The sequence below is a fragment of the Sphingomonas insulae genome (assembly GCF_010450875.1).
GTDB classification, from domain to species: domain Bacteria; phylum Pseudomonadota; class Alphaproteobacteria; order Sphingomonadales; family Sphingomonadaceae; genus Sphingomonas; species Sphingomonas insulae.
The window spans coordinates 171,766-190,166 of record NZ_CP048422.1 but is presented as its reverse complement, the minus strand read 5'-3'; the positions used below and the strand labels follow the sequence as shown (position 1 = coordinate 190,166).

General features: G+C 67.7%; 17 protein-coding genes and 1 pseudogene. 8 read left to right on the top strand and 10 right to left on the bottom strand.

What is annotated here, in order from left to right; genetic code table 11:
- The first annotated feature begins 46 nt into the window (after positions 1-46).
- From GTH33_RS02555 to GTH33_RS02535, 5 genes are all read left to right on the top strand, one after another.
- Positions 47-601, top strand: coding sequence for a F0F1 ATP synthase subunit delta (locus GTH33_RS02555; RefSeq protein ID WP_163956963.1), 555 nt, complete (start codon positions 47-49; stop codon positions 599-601).
- 4 nt (positions 602-605) lie between these two features.
- On the top strand, positions 606-2,135 hold the full coding sequence (gene atpA / locus GTH33_RS02550) for a F0F1 ATP synthase subunit alpha (protein WP_163956962.1): 1,530 nt from the start codon (positions 606-608) through the stop codon (positions 2,133-2,135).
- Positions 2,136-2,282: 147 nt separating this feature from the next.
- Positions 2,283-3,188, top strand: coding sequence for a F0F1 ATP synthase subunit gamma (locus GTH33_RS02545; protein WP_163956961.1), 906 nt, complete (start codon positions 2,283-2,285; stop codon positions 3,186-3,188).
- A 126-nt stretch (positions 3,189-3,314) separates the two neighbouring features.
- Complete coding sequence (atpD, locus tag GTH33_RS02540) at positions 3,315-4,796, top strand: F0F1 ATP synthase subunit beta (RefSeq protein ID WP_163956960.1); 1,482 nt, start codon at positions 3,315-3,317, stop codon at positions 4,794-4,796.
- Between the two features lie 111 nt (positions 4,797-4,907).
- Complete coding sequence (locus tag GTH33_RS02535) at positions 4,908-5,159, top strand: ATP synthase F1 subunit epsilon (RefSeq protein ID WP_163956959.1); 252 nt, start codon at positions 4,908-4,910, stop codon at positions 5,157-5,159.
- 487 nt (positions 5,160-5,646) lie between these two features.
- Here GTH33_RS02535 and GTH33_RS02530 read toward each other — a convergent pair whose 3' ends face one another.
- The 3 genes and pseudogenes from GTH33_RS02530 to GTH33_RS02520 all read right to left on the bottom strand — a co-directional run bounded on the left by GTH33_RS02530 (position 5,647) and on the right by GTH33_RS02520 (position 10,317).
- Positions 5,647-6,633, bottom strand: a complete 987-nt coding sequence (locus GTH33_RS02530) for a glycosylasparaginase (protein WP_163956958.1) — start codon at positions 6,631-6,633, stop codon at positions 5,647-5,649.
- A gap of 20 nt (positions 6,634-6,653) precedes the next feature.
- Positions 6,654-8,824: pseudogene (locus tag GTH33_RS02525) on the bottom strand (primosomal protein N').
- 38 nt (positions 8,825-8,862) lie between these two features.
- Positions 8,863-10,317, bottom strand: coding sequence for a sensor domain-containing diguanylate cyclase (locus tag GTH33_RS02520; protein WP_163956957.1), 1,455 nt, complete (start codon positions 10,315-10,317; stop codon positions 8,863-8,865).
- Between the two features lie 72 nt (positions 10,318-10,389).
- Between GTH33_RS02520 and GTH33_RS02515 the strand changes: the two genes are divergently transcribed.
- Entirely contained in the window at positions 10,390-11,286 is an 897-nt protein-coding gene (locus tag GTH33_RS02515) for a tyrosine recombinase XerC (RefSeq protein WP_163956956.1), read from the top strand.
- Here GTH33_RS02515 and GTH33_RS02510 read toward each other — a convergent pair.
- From GTH33_RS02510 to rsmI, 5 genes are all read right to left on the bottom strand, one after another.
- Positions 11,283-11,885: a DedA family protein gene (locus GTH33_RS02510; protein ID WP_163956955.1), complete on the bottom strand. Its 603-nt coding sequence runs from the start codon at positions 11,883-11,885 to the stop codon at positions 11,283-11,285. The two genes, GTH33_RS02515 and GTH33_RS02510, sit on opposite strands and share 4 nt — an antisense overlap.
- Positions 11,886-11,909: 24 nt before the next feature.
- Positions 11,910-12,866, bottom strand: a complete 957-nt coding sequence (gshB, locus tag GTH33_RS02505; RefSeq protein WP_163956954.1) for a glutathione synthase — start codon at positions 12,864-12,866, stop codon at positions 11,910-11,912.
- Positions 12,867-12,921: 55 nt separating this feature from the next.
- On the bottom strand, positions 12,922-13,302 hold the full coding sequence (locus GTH33_RS02500) for a YraN family protein (RefSeq protein ID WP_163956953.1): 381 nt from the start codon (positions 13,300-13,302) through the stop codon (positions 12,922-12,924).
- A gap of 138 nt (positions 13,303-13,440) precedes the next feature.
- Positions 13,441-13,881, bottom strand: coding sequence for a hypothetical protein (locus GTH33_RS02495; protein WP_163956952.1), 441 nt, complete (start codon positions 13,879-13,881; stop codon positions 13,441-13,443).
- Positions 13,882-13,997: 116 nt separating this feature from the next.
- On the bottom strand, positions 13,998-14,855 hold the full coding sequence (rsmI, locus tag GTH33_RS02490; protein WP_163956951.1) for a 16S rRNA (cytidine(1402)-2'-O)-methyltransferase: 858 nt from the start codon (positions 14,853-14,855) through the stop codon (positions 13,998-14,000).
- Between rsmI and GTH33_RS02485 the strand changes: the two genes are divergently transcribed.
- Complete coding sequence (locus GTH33_RS02485; RefSeq protein WP_163956950.1) at positions 14,854-16,053, top strand: penicillin-binding protein activator; 1,200 nt, start codon at positions 14,854-14,856, stop codon at positions 16,051-16,053. The genes rsmI and GTH33_RS02485 overlap by 2 nt on opposite strands.
- A gap of 166 nt (positions 16,054-16,219) precedes the next feature.
- Here the strand turns inward: GTH33_RS02485 and hemW are convergent, their stop codons facing one another.
- The gene (gene hemW, locus GTH33_RS02480; RefSeq protein ID WP_163956949.1) at positions 16,220-17,377 is read right to left on the bottom strand and encodes a radical SAM family heme chaperone HemW; all 1,158 of its coding nucleotides are present in this window, start codon (positions 17,375-17,377) and stop codon (positions 16,220-16,222) included.
- A 24-nt stretch (positions 17,378-17,401) separates the two neighbouring features.
- Between hemW and GTH33_RS02475 the strand changes: the two genes are divergently transcribed.
- Positions 17,402-17,965 (top strand): CAP domain-containing protein, encoded by a 564-nt coding sequence (locus tag GTH33_RS02475; RefSeq protein WP_243848170.1) that lies wholly within the window; start codon positions 17,402-17,404, stop codon positions 17,963-17,965.
- Positions 17,966-17,988: 23 nt separating this feature from the next.
- On the opposite strand, the gene GTH33_RS02470 is transcribed toward GTH33_RS02475, so the two are convergent.
- Complete coding sequence (locus tag GTH33_RS02470; RefSeq protein ID WP_163956947.1) at positions 17,989-18,369, bottom strand: ExbD/TolR family protein; 381 nt, start codon at positions 18,367-18,369, stop codon at positions 17,989-17,991.
- Positions 18,370-18,401: the final 32 nt, after the last annotated feature.

Below are 18,401 nucleotides of genomic sequence, written 5' to 3'. Positions count from 1 at the left end.
GCCCTCTTCCCCATGGGCCAACATTCGGCACGAGGACTTCGATTCCGTGGAGACATCCGGCGGTATTCAGGCAAGCTTAGGTGGGCGCTACGCGATAGCGCTGTTCGAGCTCGCGCGCGATGCCAAGAGCATCGACACGGTCGAGGCGAGCCTCGCCACGGTGCGCGACGCGCTGCGCGACAGCGACGACCTGCGCATGCTGACCGCGAGCCCGGTCGTGGCGCGCGGTGCCGCGGTGAAGGCGTTGCTCGCCGTCGCCGATACCCTGGGCGTCGATGCCACCACCAGGAATTTCCTCGGCGTCCTCGCCGAAAACCGCCGTCTTGGGCAGCTGCCTGCGATCATCCGCGCCTTCCGCACGCTCGCCGCCCGCCATCGCGGCGAGGCGACGGCAGAGGTCACCAGCGCGCACCCGCTGACCGACGACCAGGTCGGCGAGCTGAAGCAGCAGCTGCGCCAGCGGATGGGTCGCGAGGTGTCGGTCGACCTGTCGGTCGATCCCGACCTGCTCGGCGGCCTCGTCGTCCGCATCGGTTCACAGATGATCGATTCGTCGATCCGCACCCGTCTCAATACTCTCGCGCACGCGATGAAGGGCTAAGCACATGGATATCCGCGCCGCAGAAATCTCCAAGGTCATCAAGGACCAGATCAGCAACTTCGGCACCGAAGCCCAGGTCACCGAGACCGGCCAGGTGCTCAGCGTCGGTGACGGCATCGCCCGCATCTACGGCCTCGACAACGTCCAGGCGGGCGAGATGGTCGAATTCGCCAACGGCGTGCAGGGCATGGCGCTCAACCTCGAAGCCGACAACGTCGGCGTCGTGATCTTCGGCTCGGACGCGCAGATTCGCGAAGGCGACATCGTCAAGCGTACCGGCACGATCGTCGACGTTCCCGTCGGCAAGGGCCTGCTCGGCCGCGTCGTCGATGGCCTCGGCAACCCGATCGACGGCAAGGGCCCGATCGTCGCCGAAAAGCGCAGCCGCGTCGAAGTGAAGGCGCCGGGCATCATCCCGCGCCAGTCGGTCAGCGAGCCGATGCAGTCGGGCCTGAAGGCGATCGACGCACTGGTGCCGGTCGGTCGCGGCCAGCGCGAACTGATCATCGGCGATCGCCAGACCGGCAAGTCGGCGGTGGCGATCGACACCTTCATCAACCAGAAGACGGTCAATCGGGGTTCGGACGAATCCAAGAAGCTGTACTGCGTCTATGTCGCGGTCGGCCAGAAGCGCTCGACCGTCGCACAGCTGGTCAAGACGCTCGAAGAGAATGGCGCGATGGACTATTCCATCGTCGTCGCCGCGACCGCGTCGGAGCCGGCACCGCTGCAGTTCCTCGCGCCCTACACCGGCACCGCGATGGGCGAATATTTCCGCGACAACGGCATGCACGCGCTGATCGTGTTCGACGATCTGTCGAAGCAGGCGGTCGCCTATCGCCAGATGTCGCTGCTGCTGCGCCGTCCGCCGGGCCGCGAAGCCTATCCCGGCGACGTGTTCTACCTGCACAGCCGCCTGCTCGAGCGCGCCGCCAAGATGTCGGACGCCAACGGCGGCGGCTCGCTGACCGCGCTGCCGATCATCGAGACGCAGGCGGGCGACGTGTCGGCCTACATCCCGACCAACGTGATCTCGATCACCGACGGCCAGATCTTCCTCGAAACCGACCTGTTCTTCGCGGGCATCCGCCCGGCGATCAACGTCGGCCTCTCGGTCAGCCGCGTCGGCTCCGCCGCGCAGACCAAGGCGATGAAGAAGGTGTCGGGCTCGATCAAGCTCGAGCTGGCGCAGTATCGCGAGATGGCGGCGTTCGCGCAGTTCGGCTCGGACCTCGACGCCTCGACGCAGCGCCTGCTGAACCGCGGCGCCCGCCTGACCGAGCTGCTGAAGCAGGCGCAGTTCAACCCGATGCCGTTCGAGGAGCAGACCGCGTCGATCTTCGCCGGCACCAACGGCTATCTCGACAAGGTCGCGGTGAACGACGTCGTCCGCTACGAAGCGGCGATGCTGCAGGACCTGCGCGCCAATCATGCGGGCGTCCTCACCAAGATCCGCGAGACGCGCGATCTCGGCGACGAGGCGAAATCGGGCCTGAAGGCCGCGCTCGACCAGTTCGCGAAGACCTTCGCCTGAGTTTGGTGCATAGCGGCTGACACACACATGTCGTCACTCCGGACTTGTTCCGGGGGCCACCGCGCCTCAAATCCCGACGGGTCTTGAGGAGAAGTGGATGCCGGAACAAGTCCGGCATGACGGTTCGAGGGAATGGTGACGAAGTAAATGGCAAGCCTGAAGGCCCTCAAGGTTCGGATCAACTCGGTCAAATCGACCCAGAAGATCACCAAGGCGATGAAGATGGTCGCCGCCGCCAAGCTGCGCCGTGCGCAGGAGGCGGCGCAGGCCGGGCGTCCCTATGCCGAACGTCTGGAGGCGGTCGTCGCCAGCCTGTCGCGCCAGCTGGCCGGCGGCGTTGGCGTGTCGCCGCTGCTGTCGGGCACCGGCAAGGATCGGGTCCACCTGCTCGTCGTCGCCACGTCGGAACGCGGCCTCGCCGGTGCGTTCAACACCAACATCGTCCGCGCCGCCCGCCGCAAGGCGGAGGAGCTGGAAGCGCAAGGCAAGACCGTGCGTTTCTATCTGGCGGGAAAGAAGGGGCGCGTGCTCAAGCGCTTCTACCCGAACGGCATCGTCGCCGATCACGAACTCGGCCAGCACAAGACGCTGGGCTTCGCACAGGCGCGTGAGATCGCCGACGACCTGCTCGCGCGGTACGCCGCCGGCGAATTCGACATCGCCCACCTGTTCTACGCCAAGTTCGTCTCGGCGCTGGTGCAGGAACCGGTCGGCCAGCAGATCATCCCCGTCGCGGTGAGCGATTCCAAGGCGGACGTAGTGGCAACTTCGGCAACTTCCGCGCCGGTTTCGGCCGGGGCGGTGGTCGAATACGAGCCGGACGAGGAAGGCATCCTCGCCGACCTGCTGCCGCGCAACGTCGCGATCCAGGTCTTCCGCGCGATGCTGGAGAACGCCGCGTCGGAACAGGGCAGCCGTATGAACGCGATGGACAATGCCACCCGCAACGCGGGCGACATGATCAATCGCCTCTCGATCCAGTACAACCGCACGCGTCAGGCCGCGATCACGACCGAACTGGTCGAGATCATCTCGGGTGCGGAGGCACTCTAGGTTTCGCAATTCCGTCATCCCCGCGAAGGCGGCGATCCAGACGCACAGGATGTGCTATGGATCGAGACGGCAAAGTTTATGGATTCCCGCCTTCGCGGGAATGACGATGAAGGCAAGGAAGCAGTGATGGCAACCGCCGCAGATGACATCCGCCCGACGCAGTCGACGGGCAGCAGCAACACCACCGGTACGATCGCGCAGATCATCGGCGCGGTCGTGGACGTGCATTTCCCGGACACCCTGCCGGCGATCCTCTCGGCGCTCGAGACGGACAATAACGGCAACCGTCTGGTGCTCGAGGTCGCGCAGCACCTCGGCGAGAACACCGTACGCACGATCGCGATGGATGCGACCGAGGGGCTGACCCGCGGGCAGACCGTCCGCGACACCGGCGCGCAGATCAGCGTGCCGGTCGGCCCGGCGACGCTCGGCCGCATCCTCAACGTCATCGGCGAGCCGATCGACGAGCGTGGCCCGGTCCTCACCGACCTGCGCAGCCCGATCCATGCCGATGCGCCGCTGTTCGTCGACCAGTCGACCGAGAACGCCATCCTGGTGACTGGCATCAAGGTCATCGACCTGCTTGCGCCCTATGCCAAGGGCGGCAAGATCGGCCTGTTCGGCGGCGCTGGCGTCGGCAAGACCGTGCTGATCCAGGAACTCATCAACAACATCGCCAAGGGCCATGGCGGCACCTCGGTGTTCGCCGGCGTCGGCGAGCGCACGCGCGAGGGCAACGACCTCTATCACGAATTCCTCGACGCCGGCGTCATCGCCAAGGACGCCGACGGCAATCCGCAGTCGGAAGGGTCGAAGGTCGCGCTGGTGTTCGGCCAGATGAACGAGCCGCCGGGCGCCCGCGCCCGCGTCGCGCTGTCGGGCCTGACCATCGCGGAATATTTCCGCGATCAGGAAGGGCAGGACGTTTTGTTCTTCGTCGACAACATCTTCCGCTTCACGCAGGCGGGCGCCGAAGTGTCGGCACTGCTCGGCCGCATCCCATCGGCGGTGGGCTATCAGCCGACGCTGTCGACCGACATGGGCGCGCTGCAGGAACGCATCACCTCGACCAACAAGGGCTCGATCACCTCGGTGCAGGCCGTGTACGTCCCCGCGGACGATCTCACCGACCCGGCGCCGGCAACCTCGTTCGCCCACCTGGACGCGACGACCGTGCTCAATCGCGCGATCTCGGAACTCGGCATCTATCCGGCGGTCGATCCGCTCGATTCGACCAGCCGCGTCCTCGAACCGCGCGTCGTCGGCCAGGATCACTACGACACCGCCCGTGCGGTGCAGTCGCTGCTCCAGCGCTACAAGTCGTTGCAGGACATCATCGCCATCCTCGGCATGGACGAATTATCCGAAGAGGATAAGCTGACCGTGACGCGCGCCCGCAAGATCCAGCGCTTCCTGTCGCAGCCGTTCCACGTCGCCGAGGTGTTCACCGGCATCCCCGGCAAGTTCGTGCAGATCGAGGATACGATCCGCTCGTTCAAGGCGGTGGTCGACGGCGAATACGATCATCTGCCCGAAGGCGCATTCTACATGGTCGGCGGCATCGACGAAGTCGTCGCCAAGGCCGAGAAGATGGCGCAGGAATCGTAAAGCGGTTCTCCCCTCCCGCGTGCGGGAGGGGGCGGGGGCGGGCCGGCGAACGGCTGCCCCCACAGACCCACCCCCAGCCCTTCCCCCACGCGGGAGGGGAGCGAGAAACAGATGCTCCACTTCGAACTCGTCACGCCCGAAAAGCTCGTCCGGTCCGAGGACGTGTACATGGTCGTCGTTCCCGGTACCGAGGGTGACTTCGGCGTGCTGGAGGGCCATGCGCCGCTGATGTCTACCGTCCGTGACGGCGCGCTGTCGGTCTACCGCACCGAGGGCGGCGTCGCTGAGACCATCGCGATCCAGGGCGGCTTCGCGGAGGTGAACGCCAAGGGCCTGACCGTCCTCGCCGAACACGCCGCCTGATCGACCGGGTCGAAACAGCAGCGGCTCACATCCCCGTCGTTGCGAGCGTAGCGAGGCAATCCAGAGCCTGATCGGCACGCCCTGGGGTGTATCGACATTCAGCCTTATACCTCCCCGGCGGAGGCCGGGGCCCGGTCGGGGCAGGCTGGTGATGAGGCGGATGCCAGCGTCACAGCTGCTTTCCCAACTGGGCTACGGCCTCCGCCGGGGAAGCAAGCCGGTCCAAATGCCGTCTCGTTGTTGAATGTCGATCCGCCCTGGATCGCTTCGCTGCGCTGGCAATGACCGAACCGGGGATAGGCCTGATCCCGGATAGGATCGAACGGGGCGTGACCGTCTGGTATCCAATGTGAAAGCGCTGGGCGCTGTCCTACACGGTCGCATGTGACTTAAGAGCCGAGGTGATCCGGCTCTTTCTCATTGCTGCGTATACGGGCACAATTGCCCCCGATCGTTTCCGTTCAGGTGTTTATATTGTCCATGTCGGTCACGCCGCGAACAGCGATGCACCCTTCTTCACCACCGTCCGTCCCGCCGCATCGGTCACCGCATAGGTGAACCCCGGCAACAGGCAGAACGCACCGACCTCGCCGGTCGGCGACAGCGCCAGAAAGCCGACCTGCGTCCCCTTGATCGCTTGCCCACGCAGCTTGGCGATATGGCGCACCACCTCCTCGCAGGCCGCCTGCGGCGACAGGCCGGCGCGCATGGAAGCGACGACCCGCGCGCTACCGGAAACGCGGGTCACTTCCTCGCCCAGCCCGGTCGACGTGGCGGCACCCACCCCCGCCTCGACATAGAGGCCGGCACCGACCTGCGGCGAATCGCCGACCCGCCCGCGCATCTTGAACGCCATGCCCGACGTGGTGCACGCCCCCGCCATCCGGCCGTCGGCCGTGCGCGCGAGCAGCCCGATCGTGTCATGGTCCAGCGCGCCGCCGCGCGGGCGCGCGTTCTCACTATTGGCGACCGGCTTGTATTGCGAGGTCTTCAGCCAGTCGCGCCACGCCTTCTCGGCCTCCGGCGTCAGCAAATCGACCTTGGGAAAGCCCTGGTCGCGGGCGAAGCGCGTGGCGCCTTCGCCGACGATGAAGGTGTGCGGTGTCCTTTCCATCACCCGGCGGGCGACGGAAATGGCATGCACCGTATCCTCCAGCGCCGCGACCGCGCCGACGCCGCCGGCATCGTCCATGATGACGGCGTCCAGCGTGACGCGGCCGTCGCGGTCCGGGTAGCCGCTATAGCCGACCGAATGATTGTTCGGGTCCGCTTCCGGTACCATGCCGCCCGCCTCGACCGCGTCGATCAGGCTGCCGCCGGCACGAAGCCTGGCAAAGGCCGCATTGTTGGCCGCCGCGCCGAAATCCCAAGTGGACACGATCATCGCCGTCCCCCGGACCGGTGCCGCGCCGGCGACGGCCGCCGCGCCGGCGGTCGCGGCCGCCCCACCCAGAAAGTCGCGCCGCGTCGTCATGAACCTGCCCCCAGTGAAGTTCAGAGGAAGTTATACGGATCGACGTCCACCGTCACGCGCGCTTTCGCGGGCCAGTCGAGCGCCCCCAGCCAGTCGCGGATCACGTCCTGCACGTCCAGCGCCCGGCGGGCATGCACCAGCAGTCGATAGCGATGCCGTCCGCGCAGCATGGCGAGCGGGGCGGGGGCGGGGCCGTATACCGCCATCCCCTCGACCTGCGGCGCGTTGCGCGCGACCAGCCGCGCGACCTCGTTCGCGCATGCCTGTTCCTCCGACGACACCACGATCGCCGCATAGCGACCGAACGGCGGCGCACCCGCGTCGCGCCGCGCCTCGGTCTCCGCCTCGTAGAACGCATCCGCATCGCCGGTGATGAGCGCCTGCATCACCTGCGCCTTGGGGCTGTGCGTCTGGATGAACACATGGCCGGGCTTCGCACCGCGGCCGGCACGGCCCGATACCTGCCGGATCTGCTGGAACGTCCGCTCCGCGGCGCGCAAGTCGCCGCCTTCCAGCCCCAAGTCGGCATCGATCACCCCGACCAGCGTCAGGTTGGGGAAGTGGTAGCCCTTGGTGACCAGCTGCGTGCCGACGACGATGTCGATGTCGCCCGCCTCCATCCGCCCGACGAACTCCGCCGCCTTGGCCGGCGACCAGATGGTGTCACTGGTGACGACCGCGGTCTTCGCCTGCGGGAACAGCGCGGTGACCTCGTCGGCGATCCGCTCGACGCCGGGGCCGCAGGCGACCAGGCTGTCCTCCTCCTTGCACTCCGGGCAGGCGCGCGGCGTCGGCATGACGTGCCCGCAATGATGGCAGGCGAGCCGCCGCGTCAGCCGGTGCTCGACCATCCAGGCGGTGCAATTCGGGCATTGGAAACGATGCCCGCACGTCCGGCACAGCGTCAGCGGCGCATAGCCGCGTCGGTTCAGGAACAGCAGCGACTGTTCGCCCTTCGCCAGCGTTTCCTCCAGCGCGGTCACCAGTTTGGGGGCGATCCAGCGGCCGCGTTCCGGCGGGTGCTGGATCAGGTCGATTGGTTCGATCGTCGGCATTTCGGCGGCGCCATAGCGGCCGGGCAGCTTGAGTTCGGCATAGCGGCCCAGCGCGACCTGCTGGCGCGTTTCGATCGCCGGGGTGGCGCTGGCGAGGATGACCGGGCATGCCTCGAACTTGCCGCGCATCACCGCGACGTCGCGGGCGTGGTAATGGACGCCCTCCTCCTGCTTGAAGCTGGTTTCGTGCGCCTCGTCGACGACGATCAGGCCGAGGTTGCGATAGGGCAGGAACAACGCCGACCGCGCGCCGACCGTCACCAGCGCCTCACCGCTGGCGATCGCCCGCCACGCCCGGCGACGCTGCGTCGAACGCAGGCCGGAATGCCAGGCGACCGGCTCGCACCCGAATCGGTCGTGGAAGCGCTTCAGGAACGGCTCGGTCAGCGCGATCTCGGGCAGCAGCACCAGCGTCTGGCGGCCGGCACGGATCGCTTCCGCCACCGCCTCGAAATACACCTCGGTCTTGCCCGACCCGGTGACACCGTCGAGCAGTACGGGATGAAAGGCATGTTCGGCGACATTGGCGATCAATGTATCGGCGGCCGCCTGTTGCGCATCGGCGAGCGCCGGCGGCCCGAACGCGGGGTCGGGCTGCGGATAGGCGCTGTCGATGTCGACGATCACCGGTTCCAGCGCACCGGCCTTGACCAGTCCGCGGATGACCGCGTCGGATACGTCGGCGATGCTGGCAAGCTCGCGGATCAGGCCCTGCCGGTCGCCGATCCGCTCCAGCGCCTGTTCGCGCTGCGGTGTGAGGCGGGGGGGGACGTGGCCGGTGGCGCGATATTCCGTCGCGGTCCGCGCCCCTTCCAGGGCGGAGGTGGAGGCGAGCGCCATCCGTACCACCGATGCCGGCGGCGCCAGATAATAGGCCGCCGTCCATTCGATCAGCCGGCGCAACGGGGCAGCGAGCGGCGGCACGTCGACCACGCCGAGCAGGGGCCGCAGGCGATTGTCGCCGACCTCCGCGTCGGAGGGCAGGCGTTCCGCCTCCCACGCCACGCCCAGCAGCTGGCGCGGCCCCAGGGGGCGATGACGATCGATCCCGGCTCGACCGCCATGCCTGCCGGCACGCGATAGTCGAGCGGACCGAGCGCGGAGTTGAGGACGAGGACGCGGGCGCGCGAGGACATGCCGCTTATATGGGGACTGCCCGAGTCGAGGTGAAGCGTTAAGCCGCCTTGCGCGATGGACCGGGACGCCGGCCGACCCGCGCGCGCTTGGCGGCGTAGAGCATCACGTCGGCACGGCGGGCGAAGTCGCGCAGCGAATGAATCTCGTCGTCGAAGTTCGCCATGCCGACCGACCCCGCGCTCGTCATGGTGATGCCGTTCGCCTCGACCGACACCCGCAGCGCCGCCTCGATATCGACCGCCAGCTGGTCCGCCTGCGCGATCATCTGCGGGTCGGTAACGATCAGGGCGAATTCGTCACCGCCGATCCGGGCAGCGAAACAGTCGCGCAGCCACGGTTGGGTGAGCGCCGTGCCGGTCAGGCGCAGGACATCGTCACCGGCGTCGTGGCCGAGCGAATCGTTGATCGTCTTGAACCCGTCGAGGTCGATGAGCGCGAGCATCAGCGGCGACCCCTTGTCCCGGGCCGTGCCCATCGCCGTTTCCAGTTCGCGATCGAATGCGGCGCGATTGGCGATCCCGGTCAGCGCGTCGGTATCGGCGGAACGGCGCAATTGGGTTTCCAGGCCATGGCGATCGGTGATGTCCTGAAAGACGCCGATCAGGGCCTGCACGACGCCATCGCGGCTTTCCGTCTCGCATGCCGCACGGATGCGGCGGCGGCGACCATCGGCGGTGACGAGGTCGGCTTCGAAGTCGAACGGTTCACCCGTGTCGATCGTCCGGGTCAGGCGTGCCGAGACGTCGGCGCGGGCCTGCGGCGGGTAGAAATCGAGCGCCTCCGACAGCGCCGGCATGGCGCCGACCTCCAGCCCATGGATGCGATATACGTTGTCGGACCATTCCAGCGTCTGGTCGGCGACCGACAGGCGCCACGATCCGATCATCGCGATCCGTTCGGCCTGGCGGAAGATGCGATCGTTGTTGGCGAGCTGGCTGACCAGCCGTTCCCCCGCCGTGGCGATGCGGATGGCCTCCAGCGCGGTCCGCCGCGCCGCGATCAACGCCTCCGCCAGGCTGGCGAGGTGCTGCAATGCGGCATGGCCGGCGGAATTCAGCGAACGGGGTCGATCGTCGAGGACGCACAAGGTGCCGACCGGCTGACGGACACCCTCGCCATCGGCGACGTGAATCGCGGTGCCGGCATAGAAACGCGCGCCGGCGGCCACCAGCGGATTGTCGCGGAAGCGTGCGTCGTGGCTGAGATCGTCGACGATCATCGGTTCACCTTGGCGGATAGTCGAATCGCAGAATGCGATGTCGCGATCGAGCTCGCGCTCGCCCGGCGTCGTGCTGGCCTTGATCCACAGGCGATTGCGGTCGATCAGCGTGATGAGCGCGGTCGGGCAGCCGAGCAGTTCGGCGGCCAGCGCGACGAGGGCGTCGAATTCCTTTTCGGGTGCGCTGTCGAGCAGGGCGAGCGCATGCAGCGCGGCGAGCCGGCTGGTCTCGTCGTACGGCAGGGCAGACAGGGAAGCGGCATCGCTCGTCATCGGGCGACCATGGCCCCCAGGCGTTAAAATGTCCTTCCCAGAATATGTGGTCCGGGCCAGAAGAGAGGTAGAATGAACGACTTGCCGCTCCCGCTGACGTTAAGATGGGCGGCGCACCTGGCGCGTGACCGCAGGCGGTCGGCGCATACCGTCCGGGCGTATCAGGCCACCGCCGAGCGGCTGGTCGCTTTCCTCCAGGGCCATTGGGGTGCCCCCGTCGACGTGGCGGCGCTGGCCGATGTGACCGCTGCCGATCTGCGCGCGTTTCTGGCGGCGCGGCGCGAGACGGGCCTCGGCAACGCCTCTGCCGCGCGCGAACTGTCGGCGGTTCGCGGGTTCCTGGCCTTCGCCGTGCCGGACGGCGCGGCGCCGCGGCTGCGTGGGCCGCGGGTCGGGAAAGGCGTGCCGCGGCCGATCTCGCCGGACGAGGCACTCTCGCTCGCCGGGGAGGTGGCGGACGATGCGAGCGAGCCGTGGATCGGCGCGCGCGACTGGGCGGTGTTGCTGCTGCTGTACGGTGCCGGCCTGCGCATCGGCGAGGCGCTTGCGTTACCGGCGAGCGTGCTGCCGCTGGGCGAGACGCTGGCGGTGACGGGCAAGCGCGACAAGACGCGGATCGTGCCGCTGTTGCCGCAGGTCCGCGCCGCGCTGGAGCGATATGCGGCGCAGGTGCCATGGGCGCTCGCACCCGACGCACCGCTGTTTCGCGGTGCGAAGGGTGGTCCGTTGTCCCCGGGGATGATCCGGCGTTCGGTGCGGATGGCGCGGGGCCGGCTGGGATTGGGCGAGCGAACGACCCCCCATGCGCTGCGCCACAGCTTTGCGACGCATCTGCTCGGTCGCGGGGCGGACCTGCGCGCGCTGCAGGAGTTGCTGGGGCATGCGAGCCTCAGCTCGACGCAAATCTACACCGCAGTCGATGCGGCGCATCTGCTCGACGTCTATCGCCATGCCCACCCACGGGCCTAGCGTTCGCGTGGGCGCCAGGTGATGACGCGCCAGATATAGCCGATCACGATCAACGCCGTGATCGCGATCGCGATCGGGCCGACATAGCGGTCGAGTTCCTGGAAGCGCGAGCCGAGGTACACGCCGGCAGCGGCGAGGATGCTGTTCCAGATCAGACTGCCGGCGAACGTCCACACCAGGAAACGCCACAGCGGCATACAGGTGATGCCGGCCGGCAACGAGATGACCGTACGAAACGTCGGCATGAATCGGAACACGAACACCACCCAGCCGCCATGCCTGACGAAGAAGGTGTGCAGGTTCTCGACGTCCTGCCATTCCATCGTCAGCCACCGGCCGTGCCGGCCGATGAAGGGGCGAAACCGTTCGTAGCCGATGTGACGGCCAAGGTAATACCAGAAGTAATTGCCCGCCGTGGTACCCGCGGTCCCCCAGAGGACCAGCGGCACGATCGCCATGTCGCCGCGCGCCACCGCCATACCGCCGAGGCCCATGATGACTTCGGACGGGATCGGCGGGATGACGTTCTCCAGCGCCATCAGCAGAAAGATGCCGACGTACCCGCCCCAGGCGATGCCGTTGAGGATGAATTCCGTCATGTCAGCGGTTCAGGGGCATCTCGATCAGCCGCGTTCCGCCAGCTTGCGCTCGATCGCATCCCAGATGAGGCCGGCGACGTCGGTGCCGTCGAACCGTTCGATCGCGACGATGCCGGTGGGCGAGGTGACGTTGATCTCGGTCAGCCATTCGCCGCCGATCACGTCGATGCCAACGAACAGCAGGCCGCGGCGCTTCAGCTCCGGCCCGAGCGCGGCGCAGATCTCGCGCTCCTTGTCGGTCAGTTCGGTCTTCACCGCCGATCCGCCGACCGCCAGATTGGAGCGGATCTCGCCCTCGCCCGGCAGGCGGTTGATCGCGCCGACCACCTCGCCGTCGACCAGCACGATGCGTTTGTCGCCCTGCGCGACGGCGGGCAGGAACGCCTGCACCATGTGCGGTTCGCGCCACGTCTGGTTGAACACCTCGATCAGCGCCGACAGATTGGCGCCGTCGCTGCCGACGCGGAAGATGGCCTTGCCGCCGTTCCCGTGCAGCGGCTTGACGACGATGTCGTGATGCTGCGCCAGAAAGGCGCGCGCTTCGTCGAGGCTGCGGGTGATGAGCGTCGGCGGCATGAAGCGCGCATAATCGAGGACGAAGACCTTTTCGGGCGCGTTGCGGACGCTGACCGGATCGTTGACCACCAGCGTGCGGTCGGCGATCCGTTCGAGCAGGTGCGTCGCGGTGATGTAGCCGAGGTCGAACGGTGGATCCTGGCGCATCAGGACGACGTCGGCGGCCTCGCCGAGGTCGAGATTGACCGGCGCCTCGAAACGGAAATAGTCGCCTTCGCGGCGCTGGACGGTCACCGGATGCGCCTTTGCCCAGACGCGGCCATCGGCGTAACTGAGGTCTTCGGCTGTGTAGTGGAATAGGCTGTGACCACGCGCCTGGGCGGACAGCATCAGCGCAAAGGTGGAATCGCCGGCGATGTTGATGCTGTCGAGCGGGTCCATCTGGACGGCGACGGTGAGAGACATGGACGCGTTCCGATCAGTTGTTCGAGCCGGCAGGTAGGGTGCGCCAGCGCGAATGTCATCCTGTCCACGCATTCTCGATGTGGCGCGGCCGCGTGCCGGGCGCGAGCAGAATAACGTCGACGCGGATATCGTCTCCCGGCCCGGCATAGCGCGCCATCAGCACCTCCGCCGCCGCCGCGACCCGCCCCAGCCGCCGTTCGTCGATCGCGAAGTCGAGTTCGGCGGCGGTACGGCGGGTCTTCACCTCGACGAAGGCGATCAGGTTGCCACGCCGGGCGACGATATCGACTTCGCCGGCCGGCGTGCGGACACGACGGTCGAGGATGGACCAGCCCTTCAGTCGCAGCCACCATGCCGCGATGCGCTCGCCGCGACGCCCGGCGGCTTCCGCGGTCCGGCGCGCTTCGGTCGTCAGACGGCGGGGTCGGGGCGGCATGGCACCACGCTGACGGATGCGACACTCCGGCGCAAGCGCAAGGATACCCGAGGTATCATGGCAGGGCGACGCTCGTGCCAGTTTCGGTCGACCATGACGACCCCGCGGATCGCAAAGGAAAGACGATATTCGAGTGACCTATTCCACCGAAAGGACTTGGCCGGGAAGCCGGATATAGACCTCGTGCGCCCACCGGTTGAAACTTTCGACGCGGCCATATTCCATGTTCACGATGGGTTTGCGCTCGACGATGCCTTTGACCGTCACGCGTTTGCCTTTGAGATATTGGTCGGCCGAGGCGCCATATCGCCTCGTCAGCACGCTGGCGACATTGGGCGCCAGACGGAAGGTGACATTGTCGGCCGATCGATAATCGGTCGACGAGTTCAAATAGGTCGCCCTGCGCTCTTTACCGGTCGCGCGCACCGTCATGACAAATCGACCGTAATGGCCCCGCGGCATGGCATCTGCCGCAGCGATCGCCTGTTCCGGATTGAGGACGGGTTTGATGGGGTCGGTGGCCGTATCGGCGGACGACGCCAGCAGGGCTGCTGCGGCTACGATTGCTTGGATCGACATCCTATGCCTCCTTCTCGGTCATCGCCTGTGACAAAGATGCGCTGACGTTCCGTTGCGCATCGCCCATGGCGCAGCCACGTTGCAATGCCGTATCGGCTTCGAAACCCGCAAACGGCCTATCCGCCCTTCATCCTCAATGCCCGCGCATACAATTCCTTGCGGTCCAGCCCGAACGCCTTGGCCACTTCGCCCGCGGCCTTTGCGACGGGCAGGCGGGTGAGCGCCTCGGCAAGCGCAGCGTCGGCGTCGGCGGCTTCAGGGAGCGGCTCGTCGCCGGGCGGGGCGACCACGATGACGATCTCGCCCTTGGGCGGCGCATCGGCATAGCGCATGGCGAGATGGGTGAGCGTGCCGGTGACGGCTTCCTCGTAGCGTTTGGTGATTTCACGGGTGACGGCGGCCTCGCGGTCGCCCAGCCCTTCGGCAAGGGCGGACAGGCAGGCGGACAGGCGCGGGCCGGATTCGTAGAAGATCAGCGTGGCGCGGATCGCCGCGACCTCGCCGATGGCATCGACGCGGGCCTTGGCCTTGCTGGGCAGGAAACCGCAGAACAGGAAGCGATCGGTGGGCAGGCCGGCCAGCGTCAGCGCGGCGATCGCGGCGCAGGGGCCGGGGATGGTCACGACGTTGCGACCGGCGGCGCGCGCGTCGCGGACCAGTTTGTAACCCGGGTCGGAGATCAAGGGGGTGCCGGCGTCGGAGACCAGGGCGACGGCTTCGGTGGTCATGCGTGCGATCAGGCCGGGGCGCATCCCCTCGGCATTGTGGTCGTGATAGGGGATCATCGGACGTTTGGTGCCGATGTGGCGGAGCAGACCGGCGGTGACGCGGCTATCCTCGACAGCGATCAGGTCTGCGCGGGCCAAGATGTCCGCGGCGCGCGGGCTTAGGTCAGCAAGATTGCCGATGGGCGTCGCGACGATGTACAGCCCGGGTTCGAGAGGATTTTCGGATATGGCCACAGGGGACGTCATGGCAGAGGCAGCAACATTTGGACAGACATATGGGTCTGGGCTGAAGCGCTGGGCGGCAATCCTGGGGGCGGGATTGCTGGCGGCCTGTTCGACGGTGGTGCCGCGCGCGCCGGTGTCGGCGCCCGACCGGCCGACGCGCCCGCAGGTGGAGCGGCCCGACGACGTGCAGGCGGGCTTGCCGCGCGATACGCAGCGCAACCGGGTGGCGTTGCTGGTGCCGCTGTCGGGCAGCAATGCGGGCGTCGGACGCTCGATCGCCAATGCGACGATGCTGGCGGTGCTCGACACCGGCACGGACAAGGTACGGATCACCAATTACGACACCGCGACGGGTGCCGCCGCGGCCGCCCAGCGCGCCATTGCCGAGGGTGCGAAGCTGATCCTGGGGCCGCTATTGTCCGAGGACGTACGTGCGGTGGCGCCGATCGCAAAGGCGGCGCGGGTGCCGGTGCTGAGCTTTTCCAACGACGTATCGGTCGCAGGCAACGGCACGTACCTGATGGGCTATGCACCGTCGCAGTCGATCGACCGGGTGGTGCAATATGCACGCAGCCGCGGGGTGACCACCTTTGCCGGACTGATCCCCAACGGCCTGTACGGCGAGCGGGCGTCGACCGCGTTCCTGCGATCGGTTGAGGGTGCGGGCGGCGAGGTCGTGTCGCTGCAGACCTATGGCCGGGTTGCGGGCGGCATCGCCGGCGCGGTGACGCGATTGAACGCCAAGGCGCCGTATGGTGCGGTGCTGATCGCCGATGCAGGGACCAGCGCGGCGGCGGCGGCACCGCTGGTAAAGCGCGGCAGCGGCGCGTCGACCCGGATCCTGGGGACCGAATTGTGGAATTCGGAGGCGAGCCTAGCGGCGAAACCCGCGCTGAACGGCGCCTGGTTCGCCAGCGTGGCGGACGGACTGTACCGGCAATATGTCACCAAATACCGGACGCGCTACAATGCCGCGCCCTACCGTCTGTCCAGCCTTGGCTATGACGCGGTGCTGCTGACCGTGCGCATCTCGCGCGACTGGCCGGTGGGGCGGCCATTCCCGGAAGCGCGGCTGCGCGACGCGGATGGCTTTGCCGGGATCGACGGCGCGTTCCGCTTCGGCCGCGACGGCGTGGCGGAGCGGGCGCTGGAGGTGCAGGAGATTCAGGCCGGCACGGTGGTGACGGTGTCGCCCGCGCCGACGGGGTTCGGACGGTAACGCGGCCTGTGCCCCGCTGCCGTCCCTAGGTCCGTCGTCGTCCATGGACCTGATCGGCTCTGCGCGGGCGTGCCGATCCCGGCCGTCGGATGGCCATGGGCGTCAGCGTTCGCCGGGATGACGCCTGCGCGGCAAGCGTGTCCTGCCTGTCCGTCCCTGCCGTCGCTCACGCAGATGGTGCGTCGCGGACGATCAGCGGCAGGATCGCATCCAGCAGCAACGCGCCCTTCTCGGTGACGCGCAGGCGGTCGGCCTCGTGGGCGATCAGGCCCTGCGCCTCCAGCCGGGCGACCGCCGGCCAGTCGATCGGGGCGGTGCCACCGGCCAGCGCCGCGATCCGCGGCAGGTGAATCCCTTCGCGCAGGCGCAGGCCCATGACCAGCGCTTCGCTGGCGCGCTCGTAGGGGGAAAGCGGCTCCTCCACCTCGATACCGTGGCCGTTGCGGGCGACGGCGGCGAGCCAGTTCTCCGGCTTGCGGCGACGCTGGGTGGCAAGGCCGTCGCGGCGACCATGGGCGCCGGGGCCGACACCAGCGTAATCGCCATAGCGCCAATAGGTGAGGTTGTGGCGGCTTTCCGCGCCGATACGCGCGTGATTCGACGTTTCGTACGCGGGCAGGCCGGCGGCGGCGGTCATCGCGCGCGTCGCCTCGAACAGGTCGGCGGCAGTGTCGCCGTTGGGGATCGTCAGCCGCCCCTTGGCCGCATCGGTGGCGAAGCGGGTGCCGGGTTCGATCGTCAATTGATAGAGCGAGAGGTGTTCGGTCCCGAATGACAGCGCACGGGCAAGCTCGGCCTCCCACGCAGGCAGGGTCTGGCCGGGCAGCGCATAGATGAGATCGAAGCTGACGCGGCCGAAATGGCGCTGCGCGGTGTCGAGCGCGCCCAGCCCTTCGGTGACGTCGTGGGCGCGATCGAGGAACTTCAATGCGGCATTGTCGAGCGATTGCAGGCCAAGCGAGACACGGTTGACGCCGGCCGCGGCGAGGTCGGCGAAGCGTGCCGCCTCGACCGAGGATGGATTGGCTTCCAGCGTGATCTCGATATCCGCGGCCGGCGTCCAGATCGCCCGTGCCGCGTCGATGATCGCTGCGACGGTGGCGGGCGGCATCAGCGAGGGCGTGCCGCCGCCGAAGAAGATCGACCCCAACGTACGGCCGGGCAGCGCCTGCGCTTCGTAGGCGAGGTCGGCGAGCAGCGAATCGCGCCACGCCTGCTGGTCGACATCGTCCCGCACGTGACTGTTGAAATCGCAATAGGGGCATTTGGAGACGCAGAACGGCCAGTGGACGTAAAGCGCGAGCGGCGTCTTGTCGGGGGTCATGATGCTGACGATATGGCGGGGATCATGCTGAAACGCCACTCGTGGATCGCCGCTTTGCTCATGGTCGCCGGTTGCGCGCAGGCGCCCGAGCGTCCCGAACGGGTCGTCGAGCCGCGGCCGACGACGGTGAATGCGGCGCGTGGATCGGTCTTGCTGCAACGGACGATGCTGGCGGGGCATAACCGCGCGCGCGGCGATGTGGGGGCGCCGCCGCTGACGTGGAGCGAACCGCTCGCGGTGGCGGCGAAGGGTTATGCGGACACGATGGCGCGGACCGGACGGTTCGAACATGCCGCGCAGTCGCTCGGCATGGACCGGCAGGGCGAGAATCTGTGGACCGGCACGCGCGGTGCCTATCGCTTCGACGAGATGATCGGCCATTGGGTGGCGGAGCGGAAGGACTTCGTGAACCTGCCTGTCCCCCAATCGAGCCGCACCGGGCGGTGGCAGGATGTCGGCCATTACACCCAGATCGTGTGGCGTGGGACGACGCAGGTCGGCTGTGCGCTCGCAAGCAACGCCACGGACGATTATCTGGTGTGCCGCTATGCGCCGCCGGGGAACGTCATGGGGCAGGTGGCGTATTGAGGCGGGGAAGCGCGTTGGCGCGGTTACGACACCGGGCCATGCGCCCCCCAGCGCGTATCCTCCCGGACAGGGCGCAGGCCCTCCGCACACCGCGCATACGGTTTCCGGCATTCGAGCGCACGATCCATCTGGTTGCGCACCCGCTCCAGCATCCGGCAGGAGATACCCATTTCGGTATCGAGAACAATCTGCGGTTCCGGGTTCAGCCGGTGGGACGTCTCGAGATATTGCCTTAGTGCGGCAAAGGAAACGGAGTCGCCGTTCCACCGGATCGCCCCGTCCCGGGTGAGCGCGATCACGCTGGTGATCGGCTGAATACCGATCGGGGCACGCGGCACCGGCCAATAGGAACGCGGCGGCGTGCATGCACGCGGGTCGTGCGGCGAGCATGCGGTGACGACCATGCCCGCCGCCGCGATCGGCAGCAGTGTAAGCG